The organism is Pseudomonas nicosulfuronedens (assembly GCF_005877905.1).
GTDB lineage: Bacteria > Pseudomonadota > Gammaproteobacteria > Pseudomonadales > Pseudomonadaceae > Pseudomonas > Pseudomonas nicosulfuronedens.
Window position 1 is genome coordinate 66,678 of sequence record NZ_SWDV01000008.1, and the last position, 15,648, is coordinate 82,325.

Genomic DNA, 15,648 nt, shown 5'->3' on the forward strand with positions numbered 1-15,648 from the left:
AGAGGGGTTAACGGACGCCAACACCTTGCTGGCGTTCGAGGTATTTTTCCTTGTGCTTGATCAGTTGGCGGTCGAGCTTGTCGGTGAGCAGGTCGATGGCCGCGTACATGTCTTCATGTTCGGCGCAGGCCACCACTTCGCCACCGGCGATGTGGAGGGTGGCTTCAATTTTCTGCTTCAGCTTCTCGACCTCCATGATGACCTGAACATTGGTGATCTTGTCGAAGTGGCGCTCCAGTCGGCCAAGTTTCTCGCCGACATAGTCGCGCAGGGCGTCGGTCACATCCAGTTGATGTCCACTGATGTTGACTTGCATACCGCTTTCTCCTTGTTGCCCGTGTGTAAGTGGCAGGTTATGTGGCCTGCCGCCGGAACACCTTGGCGTGGATCAACGTCACACCAGCCGCTTGCGCTCGCTCGAGGGAGAGATTCCTAGGGACTCCCGGTACTTGGCGACGGTACGACGTGCCACTTGAATGCCCTGTGCCTCCAGTAAACCAGCGATCTTGCTGTCACTCAATGGCTTTTTCGGACTTTCCGCCGCGACCAGTTTCTTGATGATGGCGCGAATCGCGGTGGACGAGCACTCGCCGCCTTCGGAGGTGCTGACGTGGCTGGAGAAGAAGTACTTCAGCTCGAAGATGCCCCGCGGCGTGTGCATGAACTTCTGCGTGGTGACGCGGGAGATGGTCGATTCGTGCATGCCCACCGCCTCGGCGATATCGTGCAGGACCAGCGGTTTCATCGCTTCCTCGCCGTACTCGAGGAAGCCGCGCTGGTGCTCGACGATCTGGGTCGCCACCTTCATCAGTGTCTCGTTGCGGCTCTGCAGGCTCTTGATGAACCAGCGCGCTTCCTGCAGCTGGTTGCGCATGAACGTATTGTCGGCGCTGGAGTCGGCGCGGCGCACGAGGCCCGCGTACTGCGAGTTCACGCGCAGGCGCGGCACCGCTTCCTGGTTCAGTTCCACCAGCCAGCGGTCGTTGTTCTTCCGAACGATGACATCCGGGACGACGTATTCGGCTTCGCCGGATTCGATCTGCGAGCCGGGACGTGGGTGTAGCGACTGGATCAGCTCGATGGTCTCGCGCAGTTCATCTTCCTTGAGCTTCATGCGTCGCATCAGCTGGCTGTAGTCGCGGCTGCCGAGCAGGTCCAGGTGGTCGCTGACCAGGCGAATGGCCTCGGCCAGCAGGTAGGTCTTGGTGGGCAACTGGCGCAGCTGCAACAGCAGGCACTCGCGCAGGTTGCGCGCGCCGACGCCTGCGGGCTCGAGCTGCTGCACGCGGCGCAGCACGACTTCCACTTCATCCATCTCCACGCCCAGCTCCGGGTCGATGGAGGCGAGGATGTCGTCGAGGGATTCTTCGAGGTAACCGTCATCCGTGATGCCGTCGATGATGCTCAGGGCGATCAGGCGATCGGTATCGGACATCGGCAGGAGATTGAGCTGCCACAGCAGATGGCTCTGCAGGCTTTCGCCGGCGGAGGTGCGGGAGGTGAAGTCCCACTCGTCGTCATCGTTGCTGGGCAGGCTGCTGGCGCTGGTCTGGTAGATGTCCTCCCAGGCGGTGTCGACCGGCAGCTCGTTGGGGATGCGCTCGGCCCACTGGTCATCGTCGAGGCTGTCGACGTTGGGCGTGGTGCTTTCCTGGAAGTTGTCCTGGGAGCTGCTGGTGCCGTTGGCGCCTGACTCGGCACCGTCAGCCATGGGATCGCTGTTATCGAAATCCTCGCCTTCTTCCTGGCGCTCCAGCATCGGGTTGGACTCCAGGGCTTCCTGGATTTCCTGTTGGAGGTCCAGCGTGGAGAGCTGGAGCAGTCGGATGGCCTGTTGCAGCTGCGGAGTCATCGTCAGCTGCTGGCCCATCTTGAGGACTAGCGATGGTTTCATGGCTGGAACTAGGCACCTTGTTCGCTGGCGCGAAGCGCGCCATATCCACGACTACGGACACCGGGGTGCCGCGAGGAAGCAAATTATATGCCTGAGTTTGGACGCTTTGCCTAGGGGCTGTCGACCTTTCGTTACAACCCGGTTGCGCCACGGTGGGTCGGGCAGCCGCGTACGTCGCGGAGCGGCCGACGAGCCGCGCCACGCTTGCGTGGAGAGGTGGAGCCACCGCGCCCGGACAGGGCGCGGTGCAGGGCCTTAGAGGCGGAACTCGTGGCCCAGATAGACTTCTTTCACCAGGTCGTTGGCGAGGATGCTTTCGGCGCTGCCTTCGGCGATCAACTGACCGTCGTTGACGATGTACGCCGTTTCGCAGATGTCCAGGGTCTCGCGGACGTTGTGGTCGGTGATCAGCACACCGATGCCCTTGGCCTTGAGGTGGTGGATGATCTGCTTGATGTCGCCCACGGAGATCGGGTCGACGCCGGCGAAAGGTTCGTCCAGCAGGATGAACTTCGGCGAACTGGCGAGCGCGCGGGCGATTTCAACGCGGCGCCGTTCACCACCGGACAGGCTCATGCCGAGGTTGTCGCGGATGTGGTGAATGTGGAATTCCTCGAGCAGGCCTTCAAGGGCTTCCTGACGGCCAGCACGATCCAGGTCAGTGCGGGTCTCGAGGATCGCCCCGATGTTGTCCGCCACCGACAGCTTGCGGAAGATCGAGGCTTCCTGCGGTAGGTAGCCGATGCCGGCGCGGGCGCGGCCGTGCATGGGCAGGTGGGTGACATCCTGCTCGTCGATGCGCACGACGCCCTGATCGGCACGGACCAGGCCGACGATCATGTAGAAGCAGGTGGTCTTGCCCGCTCCGTTGGGGCCGAGCAGGCCGACGATCTGCCCGCTCTCGATGCTCATGCTGACGTCGCGGACGACTTGCCGGCTCTTGTAGCTCTTGGCGAGGTGCTGGGCGGTTAGCGTAGCCATTACTGCGCTTGATCCTGCTTTTTCTTGGGCTGGATGACCATGTCGATACGCGGGCGCGGCGTGGTCACCTGGGAGCCGGTGGCGCGGCCTGCGTTGACGATCTGGCGCTGGGTGTCATAGACGATCTTCTCGCCTTCGAAGGTGTTGCCTTCCTGGATCACCTTGGCCTGGTCGATCAGCACGACGCGGTTCTGCGAGACGAAGTACTGGATGGTGAGGCCGTAGGCCTGGGTGATCTGCTTGTCCGGCGCCGGCTTCTGTTCGAAGTAGGCGGGCTTGCCGACCGAGGTGACGACCTCGATCTCGCCGTCCTTGTTCTGCTTGAGCGTAACGGTGTTGCCAGTCAGCTTCATGCTGCCCTGGGTTACCACCACGTCGCCGCGATACACGGCCACGCCCTGCTTGTCATCCAGTTCGGCGCTGTCGGCCTGGACGCGGATCGGCTGTTCCCGGTCGGTGGGAAGCGCCCAGGCGGCAGAGCTGCCGATAGCGGCGGCGAGGCTGAAAAGAAGGGGGAGGGTGTTAACGAGCCTCATGCTGACCTCTTACGTTGGACAGCAGGAGCATCCGGCTGTCTTTCAGATACGCTTTCATGCCAACTGCCGTGGTCACACCGTTGGGTTCGGTGATCTTCACGGGTTGGTCAGTCTGCGCATAGTCCTTGTCTGGGAACACCGTCATGCGCGAGGTGTTGAGCAGGAGCGTGCGCTGTTGCGCGTCGGTGCGCGCGACGCGCACGTCGTCGATCAGCTCGACCTGCTTGCCTTCGGGGGCTACTTCGGCGCGAACGCTCTGGACGTGCCACGGCTGAGGCTCATTCTCCCGGTGGAAGTAGAGGTCGGGCGTGGTAACCAGGGTCACGTCGCTTGCTTTCAGGTGTTCGAGTTTGTCGGCGGTCATCTCGTAGGCGAGGGAGCCGTCGACGCGGTATTGAACGCTCTTGGCGTTCACCACGTAGAAATCGACAGCGTCGCTGGTCTGCGACTTGAGTTGCCGCTCGTTGAAGTCCAGGCGCACGTTCCAGTAATAGCCGAGGGCGATCAGCAGGATGGCGATCAGGGCGAGCAGCAGCTTCTGTTGGAATGTCTTGGGCATGTTCGGCTCTAGAGATACGCGTTCTGGGCAGCTTCGAGGTTGCCCTGGGCGCGCAGGATCAGTTCGCAGAACTCGCGGGCGGCACCTTCACCGCCACGGGCCTGGGTCACCCCGTCGGCGTGCTGACGGACGAAAGCGTCGCCGCTGGCGACTGCCATGCCGAGGCCTGCGCGGCGGATGGCGGGCAGGTCGGGCAGGTCGTCACCCAGGTACGCCACCTCTTCATAGCCTAGACCCAGTTCGGCAAGCAACTCGTCAAGGGCGACCAGCTTGTCCTCGCGGCCCTGGAACAGGTGGTTGATGCCAAGATTCTTCGCCCGGCGCTCGACCACCGGGCTCGAGCGGCCGGTGATGATTGCGGTGCGTACGCCGGAGTTCATCAGCATCTTGATGCCCTGACCGTCCAGCGTATTGAAAGTCTTGAACTCGCCGCCATCGGGCAGAAAGTAGAGTTTGCCGTCGGTGAGCACACCATCGACGTCGAACACCGCCAGGCGGACCGCTTTCGCGCGTTGCAGCAGGTCGGCGGTCATTCAGATGACTCCCGCACGAGTCAGGTCGTGGACGTGCAGGACGCCGACCGGATGATCCTTGTCGTCGACCACCACCAGTACGTTGATCTTGTGGTCGTCCATGATCTTCAGGGCTTCGGCGGCGAGCATGTCCGGGCGGGCGGTCTTGCCATGCACGGTCATCACCTGGTCGATGGTCACCTGACGGAAGTCCAGCCCCTTGTCCAGGGTGCGGCGCAGGTCGCCGTCGGTGAAGACCCCAGCCAGGCGACCGTCTTCACCCAGGATGACGGTCATGCCCAGACCCTTGCGGGTCATTTCAAGCAGGGCGCCACTGAGCGAAGTGCCAGGAGAAACCTGCGGCAATGCTTCACCCACGTGCATGATGTTTTCCACTTTCAGCAACAATCGACGGCCCAATGCGCCGCCCGGATGCGAGAAAGCGAAGTCTTCGGCGGTGAAGCCGCGGGCTTCCAGCAGGGCGATGGCCAGCGCATCGCCGATCACCAGGGAAACCGTGGTGGAGGAGGTGGGTGCCAGGTTCAGCGAGCAGGCTTCGTGCTCGACGCTGGCGTCCAGGTTGACTGCGGCGGCCTTGGCCAGCGGCGACTCGGCATTGCCGGTCATGCTGATCAGGGTGATGCCCAGGCGCTTGATCAGCGGCAGCAGGGTGATGATTTCGGCAGTGGAGCCGGAGTTGGACAGGGCCAGGACGACGTCGTCCTTGGTGATCATGCCCATGTCGCCGTGGCTGGCCTCGGCCGGGTGCACGAAGAAGGAGGGCGTGCCGGTGCTGGCCAGGGTGGCGGCAATCTTGCGGGCGATGTGCCCGGACTTGCCCATGCCGACCACGACCACGCGGCCCTTGCAGGCCAGCAGCAGTTCGCAGGCCTGAGAGAATTCGGCGCCAATGCGCGGCAGCAGAGCGTCCACCGAGTCACGCTCGAGGCGGATAGTGCGTTGTGCCGACTGGATGAAATCGTGTTTCTGGCTCATGTTCGAAAGGCGCGGGGCAAAATGAAGTGCGAGATTATAACGGGAAAGCGGCAAAGGCTTCATCACTGGCATCTCAATGTTGAGCGCATTTTGCTGAACTGTGCCTTAACAGCGGCTTAGCAGCCCTTGGGGCGCGGCTTCGCGGGGTGTTATAGTTCGCGGCCGTTCGGCCTGCCGCGCCGTGTTTCTGCCGTGTGACAGACGGGGCAACGGACAGCGCCGTGATGAAAGGAGTTCTATGAGCACCAATGACCAATACGCGGTCGAGTTGAAGGGCCTGAGCTTCAAGCGTGGCACGCGTAAGATTTTCGATAACGTGGACATCCGCATTCCACGCGGCAAGGTCACCGGGATCATGGGGCCGTCGGGGTGTGGCAAGACCACCCTGTTGCGACTGATCGCCGCCCAGCTGCGGCCGGCGAGCGGGGAAGTGTGGGTCAATGGCCAGAACCTTCCCACGCTGGGCCGCAGTGACCTGTTCGACATGCGCAAGCAGTTCGGCGTGCTGTTCCAGAGCGGCGCACTGTTCACTGACCTTGATGTCTTCGAGAACGTGGCCTTCCCGCTTCGCGTGCACACCGAGTTGCCCGAGGACATGATCCGCGACATCGTGCTGATGAAGTTGCAGGCCGTTGGCCTGCGCGGGGCGGTCGAGCTGATGCCGGATGAACTGTCTGGCGGCATGAAGCGTCGTGTGGCGCTGGCCCGTGCCATCGCGCTGGATCCGCAGATCCTGATGTACGACGAGCCTTTCGTGGGCCAGGACCCGATCGCCATGGGCGTACTGGTACGCCTGATCCGCCTGCTCAACGATGCCCTGGGGATCACCAGTATCGTGGTGTCCCACGACCTTGCGGAAACCGCGAGCATCGCCGACTACATCTATATCGTCGGCGACGGTCGTGTGCTCGGTCACGGAACACCGGCTGACCTGCAGGGTCTCGATGATCCGCGGGTACGTCAGTTCATGAAAGGCATCCCGGATGGTCCGGTGCCGTTCCACTATCCTGCTCGCGATTACCGCGCCGACCTGCTGGGAGAACGTTGATGCGCAAGACTTCACCGCTCGAGCGAGTTCGCCTGCTCGGGCGTGCAGGCCTCGATGTCCTCGAATCGCTGGGTCGGTCGACCCTTTTTCTGGTACACGCCATCTTCGGTCGTCGTGTGCACAGCGGCGCCTTCCAGCTGCTGATCAAGCAGCTGTATTCGGTGGGCGTGCTGTCGCTGGCGATCATCGTCGTTTCCGGTCTGTTCATCGGCATGGTGCTGGCCCTGCAGGGCTACAACATCCTCGCGAGCTACGGCTCCGAGCAGGCGGTCGGCCAGATGGTCGCGTTAACGCTGCTGCGTGAGTTGGGGCCGGTGGTGACCGGTCTGTTGTTCGCCGGGCGTGCGGGCTCCGCGCTGACCGCCGAGATCGGCAACATGAAATCCACCGAGCAGTTGTCCAGCCTGGAGATGATCGGCGTCGACCCGCTCAAGTACATCATCGCTCCGCGCCTGTGGGCGGGCTTCATCTCGATGCCGCTGCTGGCAGCTATCTTCAGTGTTGTCGGCATCTGGGGCGGAGCCCTGGTCGCCGTGGACTGGCTGGGTGTGTATGACGGTTCGTACTGGTCGAACATGCAGAACAGCGTGCAGTTCACCAAGGACATTCTCAATGGCGTGATCAAGAGTGTGGTGTTCGCCTTCGTCGTGACCTGGATCGCCGTGTTCCAGGGTTATGACTGCGAGCCCACTTCCGAGGGAATCAGTCGCGCCACCACCCGTACCGTTGTGTATGCCTCCCTGGCCGTGCTGGGGCTGGACTTCATCCTGACCGCCTTGATGTTTGGAGACTTCTGATGCAAACCCGCACCCTGGAAATCGGTGTAGGCCTGTTCATTCTGGCCGGCCTGCTGGCCCTGCTGCTGCTGGCCCTGCGTGTCAGCGGACTGACCATCGGCAATTCGGGCGATACCTACAAGCTGTATGCCTATTTCGACAATATTGCCGGCGTCACCGTACGTGGCAAGGTCACCATGGCTGGCGTCACCATCGGCAAGGTCACTGCGGTGGACCTGGACCATGACAGCTATCGTGGTCGTGTGACCATGGAGATCAATCGCCAGGTCAACAACCTGCCGGACGACTCCACCGCTTCCATCCTGACCGCCGGCCTGCTGGGCGAGAAGTACATCGGCATCAGCGTCGGTGGCGACGAAGAGCTGCTGAAGGAAGGCGATACCATCAAGGACACCCAGTCGGCACTCGTGCTGGAAGACCTGATCGGCAAGTTCCTGCTGAATTCGGTCAACAAAGACGACTCGAAGAAATGAGGACTCACTCCATGTTGAAAACCTTGCGCCGTGGCTTCCTGGTTCTGCTCGCGATCCTGCCGCTGTTCGCCCAGGCCGAACAGACCGCTCAGCAGGTCGTGCAGCAGACCGTCGACAGCCTGCTGTCGGACCTGAAAACCAACAAGCCCAACTACAAGGCCAATCCCCAGGCGTTCTACGACACCCTGAACCGCATTCTCGGCCCGGTCGTGGACTCCGAGGGCATCGCCAGGGGCGTGATGACCGTCAAGTATTCCCGTCAGGCGACTCCTGAGCAGGTCAAGCGCTTCGAGGAGACCTTCAAGAACAGCCTCTTCCAGTTCTACGGCAACGCGTTGCTGGAGTACGACAACCAGGACATCCGCGTGCTGAACACCGGCAAGCAGGACCAGGATCGTGCGTCGGTGAACATGGAAGTGGTCGGCGGCAACGGTGCCATCTATCCGGTGCAGTACACCATGGTCAACCAGGGCGGCCAGTGGCGCCTGCGTAACGTGATCATCAACGGCATCAACATCGGCAAGCTGTTCCGTGACCAGTTCGCCGACTCCATGCAGAAGAACCGCAACGACCTGGAAGCCACCATCGCTGGTTGGGGCCAGGTGGTCGCCAAGGCCAAGGACGCGGCCAAGGGCCAGCCGGAAGGCGGCGCAGAATGAGTCAGGGCAGTATCACGGAGCGTGGCGAGGGCGAACTGGCCCTCGCCGGCGTGCTGGACTACAGCACCGGCCCCGCGTTGCGTGAGCAGGGCGCCCGGCTGATCGCTTCCAGCAAGGCCGGGGCGCTGCGCCTGGACTGCTCGGCGGTGGAGCACTCCAGCAGCGTCGGATTGTCGCTGCTGTTGTCGTACACCCGTGATGCGCGCAAGGCCGGCAAGACGTTGCAGATATCCGGCCTGCCCAAGGACATGCAGGAAATCGCCAAGGTTGGCGAGCTCCTGGAGATCCTGCCGTTACAGCATTGAAACACTCAAAAGGGCCCTCCGTCCGCGACTTCCCCTGCCGGGGTTCGCAGGCGGGGGGCTTTTTTGTATCATGGCCGACCCGCGCGCGTAGGGCGCCGAACGAGGTTGAGCATGCAGGCCGTAGAAGTCAAAAACTTCCTGGAATCGAAACTCCCAGGTACCCAGATCGAAGTGGAAGGCGAAGGCTGCAATTTCCAGCTGAACCTGATCAGCGACGAGCTCGCCGGCCTGAGCCCGGTCAAGCGCCAGCAACAGATCTATGCCCACCTGAACGAGTGGATCGCCTCCGGTGCCATCCATGCCGTCACCATGAAATTCTTCAGCCGCGCCGCCTGGGCCGAGCGTTCCTGAGCCCACGGGGAAAATAGCAATGGATAAACTGATCATTACCGGCGGCACTCGTCTCGATGGCGAGATCCGCATCTCCGGCGCGAAGAACTCGGCGCTGCCGATCCTCGCCGCGACCCTGCTGGCGGACACCCCGGTGACCGTCTGCAACCTGCCGCACCTGCATGACATCACCACCATGATCGAGCTGTTCGGTCGCATGGGCGTGCAGCCGATCATCGACGAGAAGCTCAACGTCGAAGTCGATGCCAGCACCATCAAGACCCTGGTGGCGCCGTACGAGTTGGTCAAGACCATGCGTGCGTCGATCCTCGTGCTCGGTCCGATGGTTGCCCGCTTCGGTGAAGCCGAAGTCGCGCTGCCCGGCGGCTGCGCCATTGGTTCGCGTCCGGTGGACCTGCACATCCGCGGCCTCGAAGCCATGGGCGCGCAGATCACCGTCGAAGGCGGCTACATCAAGGCCAAGGCTCCGGCCGGCGGCCTGAAGGGTGCGCACTTCTTCTTCGATACCGTGTCCGTGACCGGTACCGAGAACATCATGATGGCCGCAGCCCTTGCCAATGGCCGTTCCGTGCTGGAAAACGCCGCGCGCGAGCCCGAAGTCGTCGACCTGGCGAACTTCATCAACGCCATGGGCGGTGACGTGCAGGGCGCTGGCACCGACACCATCGTGATCAACGGTGTCAAAAACCTGGGTGGCGGCGCCAAGTACAACGTCATGCCCGACCGCATCGAGACCGGCACCTACCTGGTCGCCGCTGCGGCTACCGGTGGCCGTGTCAAGCTCAAGGACACCGATCCGACCATTCTCGAAGCGGTGCTGGCCAAGCTGGTCGAAGCCGGCGCGCACATCACCACCGGCAGCAACTGGATCGAGCTGGACATGAAGGGCAACCGGCCGAAGGCGGTGAACATCCGCACCGCGCCGTACCCGGCATTCCCGACCGACATGCAGGCGCAGTTCATCTCCCTGAACGCCATTGGCGAAGGCACCGGCGCGGTCATCGAAACCGTGTTCGAGAATCGCTTCATGCACGTCTACGAGATGAACCGCATGGGCGCGCAGATTCTGGTGGAGGGTAATACCGCCATCGTCACCGGTGTTCCGCAGCTCAAGGGTGCACCGGTCATGGCGACCGACCTGCGTGCTTCCGCCAGCCTGGTGATTGCCGCCCTGGTGGCCGAAGGCGATACCATGATCGACCGCATCTACCACATCGACCGTGGTTACGAGTGCATCGAAGAGAAACTGCAACTGCTCGGGGCGAAGATTCGCCGCGTGCCGGGCTAGGGCTGAGCCAGACAATGCTGACGATTGCCCTGTCCAAGGGCCGGATTCTCGACGACACCCTGCCGCTGCTCGCAGCGGCTGGCATCGTGCCGACCGAGAATCCGGACAAGAGCCGCAAGCTGATCATCCCCACTACCCTCGATGACGTACGTCTGCTGATCGTGCGTGCTACCGACGTGCCGACCTATGTCGAGCACGGCGCCGCCGACCTCGGCGTGGCGGGCAAGGACGTGCTCATGGAGTACGGTGGCCAGGGCCTCTACGAGCCGCTGGACCTGAAGATTGCCAACTGCAAGCTGATGACCGCCGGTGCGGTCGGCGCGCCGGAGCCCAAGGGCCGCCTGCGCGTGGCCACCAAGTTCGTCAACGTCGCCAAGCGTTACTACGCCGAACAGGGCCGTCAGGTTGATGTGATCAAGCTGTATGGCTCCATGGAGCTGGCACCGCTGGTCGGCCTCGCCGACAAGATCATCGACGTGGTCGACACCGGCAACACCCTGCGTGCGAACGGTCTGGAGCCCCAGGAGCTGATCGCTCACATCAGCTCGCGTCTGGTGGTGAACAAGGCCTCGATGAAGATGCAGCATGCTCGCATCCAGGCCCTGATCGACACCCTGCGCGAAGCGGTGGAGTCTCGACACCGGGCGTAATTCCCCGCGCGGCCTCCCCGCCGCGCCCGCCTATCCGTGTCATAGCCAAATTTTCTCGGGTGCCCGCACGGAAGGCTTGATAGTCTTGCGGCGCCCGAGATCATGCCAATTAAAGAGGCCAGCTATGACCGCACCCTTCGCTATCCGTCGACTCAACGCCGCCGATCCGGACTTCGCGCGTCATCTGGACCATCTGCTCTCCTGGGAAAGCGTGTCCGACGATGCGGTGAACCAGCGTGTGCTCGACATCATCGCCGACGTGCGCAAGCGCGGTGACGCCGCCGTGGTGGAGTTCACCCAGCGCTTCGACGGCGTCGACGCCAAGACCATGGCTGACCTGATCCTGCCGCGCGAGCGCCTGGAACTGGCCCTGACCCGCATCACTCCGGCCCAGCGAGAGGCGCTGGAAACTGCTGCTGAACGCGTGCGCAGCTACCACGAGAAGCAGAAGCAAGACTCCTGGCGCTATACCGAAGCCGACGGCACCGTGCTCGGCCAGCAGGTCACCCCGCTGGATCGCGCCGGCCTGTACGTGCCTGGCGGCAAGGCGTCCTACCCTTCGTCCGTGCTGATGAACGCCATTCCGGCCAAGGTCGCCGGCGTCGCCGAAGTGGTGATGGTGGTGCCGACCCCGCGCGGCGAGATCAACGAGATCGTCCTGGCCGCTGCCTGCATCGCGGGCGTTGACCGCGTCTTCACCATCGGTGGCGCCCAGGCTGTGGCCGCGCTGGCCTATGGCACCGAGAGCGTGCCGCAGGTGGACAAGATCGTCGGCCCGGGCAACATCTACGTCGCCACCGCCAAGCGCCACGTGTTCGGCCAGGTCGGCATCGACATGATTGCCGGCCCCTCCGAGATCCTCGTGGTCTGCGATGGCGGCACCGATCCGGACTGGATCGCCATGGACCTGTTCTCCCAGGCCGAGCACGACGAAGATGCCCAGTCGATCCTGGTCAGCCCGGACGCTGCCTTCCTCGACAAGGTCGCCGCCAGTATCGAGAAGCTGCTGCCGACCATGGAGCGCGCCGAGATCATCCGTACTTCGCTGACCAATCGTGGTGCTCTGATTCTCGTTGCCGACCAGGAGCAGGCCTGTCAGGTCGCCAACCGCATTGCCCCGGAGCACCTGGAGCTGTCGGTGGCCGATCCGGAAAGCTGGCTGCCGAAGATCCGCCACGCCGGTGCCATCTTCATGGGCCGCTATACCGCCGAGGCGCTGGGTGACTACTGCGCCGGCCCGAACCACGTGCTGCCGACCTCCGGTACCGCGCGCTTCTCTTCGCCGCTGGGCGTGTACGACTTCCAGAAGCGTTCCTCGATCATCTTCTGCTCCGCGCCGGGCGCTTCCGAGCTGGGCAAGACCGCTTCGATCCTGGCCCGTGGCGAGTCGCTGACCGCCCACGCGCGCAGTGCCGAATTCCGCATCCTTGACGGCAAGAGTGAGTAATCGATGAGCAAGTTCTGGAGTCCCTTCGTCAAGGAGCTGGTGCCCTACGTTCCGGGCGAGCAGCCGAAGCTGGCCAAGCTGGTCAAGCTGAACACCAACGAGAATCCCTACGGCCCGTCGCCTGAGGTGGTCGCCGCGATCCAGGCCGAGCTGAACGACACGCTGCGCCTGTATCCGGACCCGAACGCCGATCGCCTGAAGCAGACCATCGCCGAGTACCACGGCGTGAAGACCTCCCAGGTCTTTGTTGGCAATGGTTCGGACGAAGTGCTGGCCCATGCCTTCCACGCGCTGTTCCAGCACGGCAAGCCGCTGCTGTTCCCCGACGTGACCTATAGCTTCTATCCGGTCTACTGCGGCCTCTACGGCATCGAGTTCGAAGCGCTGCCGCTGGACGAGCAGTTCCAGATCCGCGTCGAGGATTACGCGCGCCGCAACGGCGGCATCATCTTCCCCAACCCCAACGCCCCCACAGGTTGCCTGCTGCCGCTCGAGGCCATCGAGCGCCTGCTGCAAGCCAGCCCGGACAGTGTGGTGCTGGTGGACGAGGCCTACGTCGACTTCGGCGGCGAGACAGCGATTTCCCTGGTCAACCGCTACCCGAACCTGCTGGTGGCGCAGACCCTGTCAAAGTCGCGCTCCCTGGCGGGCCTGCGGGTCGGCTTCGCCGTTGGCCACGAGGACCTGATCGAAGCGCTGGAGCGGGTGAAGAACAGCTTCAACTCCTATCCGCTGGACCGTCTGGCGCTGGCCGGCGCGGTCGCGTCCTTCGAGGACCAGGCCTACTTCGAGCAGACCTGCAACGCGGTTATCCACAGCCGCGAGAAGCTGGTGGCCGAGCTCAAGACCCTGGGCTTCGATGTGCTGCCTTCCGCGGCGAATTTCATCTTCGCCCGCCACCCGCAGCGCGACGGCGCTGAACTGGCGGCTGCCCTGCGCGAGGAGGGCGTGATCGTGCGCCACTTCAAGCAGCAACGGATCAACCAGTTCCTGCGCATCAGCATCGGCACCGAAGAGCAGAACCAGGCGTTGCTCGATGCCCTGCGTCTGAAGCTGTAAGGTCATCGTGGTAAAGAAAAACAGCGCCTTCAGGCGCCGTTTTTCATTGCGGTGTCAGTTGGCGTTAGGGGCCGGTGGCGGACGCAGGCCGACTTCGGCGTTGAGCGTCACCGGTTTGCCGTTGCGCAGCACCTCGATGGTGATCTTCTCGCCCGGCTTGGTGCGTGCCACCTGGTTCATCGAACGGCGGCCATCGCTGGCGGCCTCGCCATCGATGTTGAGGATGATGTCGCCCGGCAGCAGGCCCGACTTGGCGGCGGGGCCGTCGCGATAGACGCCGGCGACGACGATGCCAGCCTTGTCCTTGAGGTCGAAGGACTCGGCCAGCTCCGGGGTCAGCGGTTGTACTTCGACGCCGAGCCAGCCGCGGATGACCTGGCCGTGCTCGATAATCGACTGCATGACCTCCAGGGCCAGCTTGGTCGGGATGGCGAAGCCGATGCCCTGAGAACCGCCGGACTTGGAGAAGATCGCCGTGTTGATGCCGATCAGGTTGCCGTTGGCATCCACCAGTGCGCCGCCGGAGTTGCCCGGGTTGATCGCTGCGTCGGTCTGGATGAAGTCTTCGTAGGTGTTCAGGCCCAGCTGGTTGCGGCCGGTGGCACTGATGATGCCCATGGTGACGGTCTGACCAACGCCGAAGGGGTTGCCGATGGCCAGGCAGACGTCGCCGGTACGGATGCCGTCGGAGCGCCCGAGCATGATCGAGGGCAGGTCCTTGAGGTCGATCTTCAGCACCGCGAGATCGGTTTCCGGGTCGCTGCCCACCAGGCGGGCGATGGTCTCGCGACCGTCGCGCAGGGCCACGACGATCTGGTCGGCGCCGGAGGTTACGTGGTTGTTGGTCAGCAGGTAGCCTTCGGGGCTCATGATCACCGCCGAACCCAGGCTCGATTCCATGCGCTTCTGCTGCGGCAGGTTGTCGCCGAAGAAGCGCCGGAACAGCGGGTCGTCGAGCATCGAATTGTTCGGCTTGCTGACCATCTTGGTGGTGTACAGGTTGGCCACGGCCGGCGAGGAGCGGGTCACGGCGTCGGCGTAGCTGACCGGGCCCTGCTGCAGGCGGCTGAGCAGGGGAGCCTGTTGCAGGTGCACTTCCTGCTGCGGAAGGCCGACCCATTGCGGGTTATGCTGGATGATCAGAAGCGCCAGCAGGACGCCAACCAGCACGGGCCAGCCGAGGAAACGCAGGGCCTTCAGCATCGAAGAAAATCCTTGGGGTTGCTTGGCCGGGGGATGGCCGATAGGGTGGCGGCCATTATACGGGCGGCGAGCCAAGAAAATAGACGCTCGCAGCCGATGTTGGAGGAATTTCGATGGCAATCGCACTGAGTACGCTGGTCGAGGAAGCGGACCGTTTCCTGGAGGCGGCGAAGATCCAGGATTACTGCCCCAACGGCCTGCAGGTCGAGGGGCGCCCGCAGGTGCGCCGCATCGTTTCCGGTGTTACCGCCAGCCAGGCGCTGCTGGATGCCGCCGTGGAAGCGGACGCCGATGTGGTACTGGTCCACCACGGCTATTTCTGGAAGGGCGAGGACGCCCGCGTGGTGGGCATGAAGCAGCGTCGCCTGAAGACCCTGCTGAACCATGACATCAGCTTGCTGGCCTACCACCTGCCGCTGGACCTGCATCCCGAGGTGGGTAACAACGTGCAACTGGGCCGCCAGCTCGGTTTCGAGATCGAAGGGCCGCTGGAGCCGGGCAACCCTCGCTCCATCGTGCTGGTCGGTTCGCTGGCTGAGCCCATGCTGCCCAGCGATCTCGCAATCCATGTGCGTGACGTGCTTGGCCGCGAACCGCTGCTGGTCGACGGCGGCCAGCCAATCCGCCGCATTGCCTGGTGCACCGGCGGCGCCCAGGGCTACATCGATCAGGCGATTGCCGCAGGCGTCGATGCCTACCTGACTGGCGAGGTCTCCGAGCAGACCGTGCACAGCGCGCGCGAGAACGGCATCAGCTTTATCGCCGCCGGCCACCATGCCACCGAACGCTACGGCGTGCAGGCGCTGGGAGACTACCTGGCCAAGCGCTTCGCCATCGAGCATCTGTTCATCGATTGCCCGAACCCCGCCTGACTCTTTGGTGCCATGAAA

19 protein-coding genes are annotated in these 15,648 nt (G+C 63.3%); 11 read left to right on the forward strand and 8 right to left on the reverse strand.

From position 1 onward, the window contains the following. Positions 1 to 7 precede the first annotated feature (7 nt). The 7 genes from hpf to FAS41_RS08640 all read right to left on the reverse strand — a co-directional run bounded on the left by hpf (position 8) and on the right by FAS41_RS08640 (position 5,478). Positions 8 to 316, reverse strand: coding sequence for a ribosome hibernation-promoting factor, HPF/YfiA family (hpf, locus tag FAS41_RS08610; RefSeq protein ID WP_017518151.1), 309 nt, complete (start codon positions 314 to 316; stop codon positions 8 to 10). Between the two features lie 78 nt (positions 317 to 394). Further along, positions 395 to 1,894, reverse strand: coding sequence for an RNA polymerase factor sigma-54 (locus tag FAS41_RS08615; RefSeq protein WP_138521248.1), 1,500 nt, complete (start codon positions 1,892 to 1,894; stop codon positions 395 to 397). A gap of 255 nt (positions 1,895 to 2,149) precedes the next feature. Beyond that, positions 2,150 to 2,875 carry an LPS export ABC transporter ATP-binding protein gene (gene lptB / locus FAS41_RS08620; RefSeq protein WP_081517456.1) on the reverse strand — a complete coding sequence of 242 codons (726 nt, stop codon included), beginning with the start codon at positions 2,873 to 2,875 and terminating at the stop codon, positions 2,150 to 2,152. Beyond that, positions 2,875 to 3,411, reverse strand: coding sequence for a lipopolysaccharide transport periplasmic protein LptA (gene lptA, locus FAS41_RS08625; protein ID WP_017518148.1), 537 nt, complete (start codon positions 3,409 to 3,411; stop codon positions 2,875 to 2,877). The genes lptB and lptA overlap by 1 nt, the downstream gene beginning before the upstream one ends. Next, positions 3,398 to 3,970, reverse strand: a complete 573-nt coding sequence (lptC, locus tag FAS41_RS08630) for an LPS export ABC transporter periplasmic protein LptC (RefSeq protein ID WP_138521250.1) — start codon at positions 3,968 to 3,970, stop codon at positions 3,398 to 3,400. Before lptC ends, lptA begins: the two co-directional genes overlap by 14 nt. Before the next feature lie 8 nt (positions 3,971 to 3,978). Beyond that, a complete protein-coding gene (locus tag FAS41_RS08635; RefSeq protein WP_054906618.1) occupies positions 3,979 to 4,503 on the reverse strand; it encodes a KdsC family phosphatase in 525 nt (174 codons plus the stop codon). Further along, positions 4,504 to 5,478, reverse strand: coding sequence for a KpsF/GutQ family sugar-phosphate isomerase (locus tag FAS41_RS08640; protein WP_138521252.1), 975 nt, complete (start codon positions 5,476 to 5,478; stop codon positions 4,504 to 4,506). Between the two features lie 238 nt (positions 5,479 to 5,716). On the opposite strand from FAS41_RS08640, the gene FAS41_RS08645 reads away from it, so the two are divergent. From FAS41_RS08645 to hisC, 10 genes are all read left to right on the forward strand, one after another. Continuing rightward, the gene (locus FAS41_RS08645) at positions 5,717 to 6,526 is read left to right on the forward strand and encodes an ATP-binding cassette domain-containing protein (protein ID WP_024766540.1); all 810 of its coding nucleotides are present in this window, start codon (positions 5,717 to 5,719) and stop codon (positions 6,524 to 6,526) included. Continuing rightward, positions 6,526 to 7,323 (forward strand): lipid asymmetry maintenance ABC transporter permease subunit MlaE, encoded by a 798-nt coding sequence (gene mlaE / locus FAS41_RS08650; protein WP_045209589.1) that lies wholly within the window; start codon positions 6,526 to 6,528, stop codon positions 7,321 to 7,323. The genes FAS41_RS08645 and mlaE overlap by 1 nt, the downstream gene beginning before the upstream one ends. Continuing rightward, positions 7,323 to 7,796: an outer membrane lipid asymmetry maintenance protein MlaD gene (gene mlaD / locus FAS41_RS08655; protein WP_045209590.1), complete on the forward strand. Its 474-nt coding sequence runs from the start codon at positions 7,323 to 7,325 to the stop codon at positions 7,794 to 7,796. Before mlaE ends, mlaD begins: the two co-directional genes overlap by 1 nt. Before the next feature lie 11 nt (positions 7,797 to 7,807). Then, positions 7,808 to 8,455 carry a Tgt2/MlaC family protein gene (locus FAS41_RS08660; RefSeq protein WP_138521254.1) on the forward strand — a complete coding sequence of 216 codons (648 nt, stop codon included), beginning with the start codon at positions 7,808 to 7,810 and terminating at the stop codon, positions 8,453 to 8,455. Then, a complete protein-coding gene (locus FAS41_RS08665; RefSeq protein ID WP_138521256.1) occupies positions 8,452 to 8,760 on the forward strand; it encodes an STAS domain-containing protein in 309 nt (102 codons plus the stop codon). Before FAS41_RS08660 ends, FAS41_RS08665 begins: the two co-directional genes overlap by 4 nt. A 111-nt stretch (positions 8,761 to 8,871) precedes the next feature. Next, the gene (locus FAS41_RS08670) at positions 8,872 to 9,111 is read left to right on the forward strand and encodes a BolA family protein (protein ID WP_017518139.1); all 240 of its coding nucleotides are present in this window, start codon (positions 8,872 to 8,874) and stop codon (positions 9,109 to 9,111) included. A gap of 19 nt (positions 9,112 to 9,130) precedes the next feature. Then, on the forward strand, positions 9,131 to 10,399 hold the full coding sequence (murA, locus tag FAS41_RS08675; RefSeq protein WP_138521258.1) for a UDP-N-acetylglucosamine 1-carboxyvinyltransferase: 1,269 nt from the start codon (positions 9,131 to 9,133) through the stop codon (positions 10,397 to 10,399). Between the two features lie 14 nt (positions 10,400 to 10,413). Further along, positions 10,414 to 11,049: an ATP phosphoribosyltransferase gene (gene hisG, locus FAS41_RS08680; protein WP_017518137.1), complete on the forward strand. Its 636-nt coding sequence runs from the start codon at positions 10,414 to 10,416 to the stop codon at positions 11,047 to 11,049. 124 nt (positions 11,050 to 11,173) lie between these two features. Beyond that, positions 11,174 to 12,496: a histidinol dehydrogenase gene (gene hisD, locus FAS41_RS08685; protein ID WP_054906612.1), complete on the forward strand. Its 1,323-nt coding sequence runs from the start codon at positions 11,174 to 11,176 to the stop codon at positions 12,494 to 12,496. A 3-nt stretch (positions 12,497 to 12,499) separates the two neighbouring features. Further along, the gene (hisC, locus tag FAS41_RS08690; RefSeq protein ID WP_138521260.1) at positions 12,500 to 13,555 is read left to right on the forward strand and encodes a histidinol-phosphate transaminase; all 1,056 of its coding nucleotides are present in this window, start codon (positions 12,500 to 12,502) and stop codon (positions 13,553 to 13,555) included. 54 nt (positions 13,556 to 13,609) lie between these two features. Here hisC and algW read toward each other — a convergent pair whose 3' ends face one another. Then, complete coding sequence (algW, locus tag FAS41_RS08695; RefSeq protein ID WP_138521262.1) at positions 13,610 to 14,758, reverse strand: Do family serine endopeptidase AlgW; 1,149 nt, start codon at positions 14,756 to 14,758, stop codon at positions 13,610 to 13,612. 113 nt (positions 14,759 to 14,871) lie between these two features. On the opposite strand from algW, the gene FAS41_RS08700 reads away from it, so the two are divergent. Further along, complete coding sequence (locus FAS41_RS08700) at positions 14,872 to 15,630, forward strand: Nif3-like dinuclear metal center hexameric protein (RefSeq protein ID WP_138521264.1); 759 nt, start codon at positions 14,872 to 14,874, stop codon at positions 15,628 to 15,630. The last annotated feature ends 18 nt before the right edge of the window (positions 15,631 to 15,648 follow it).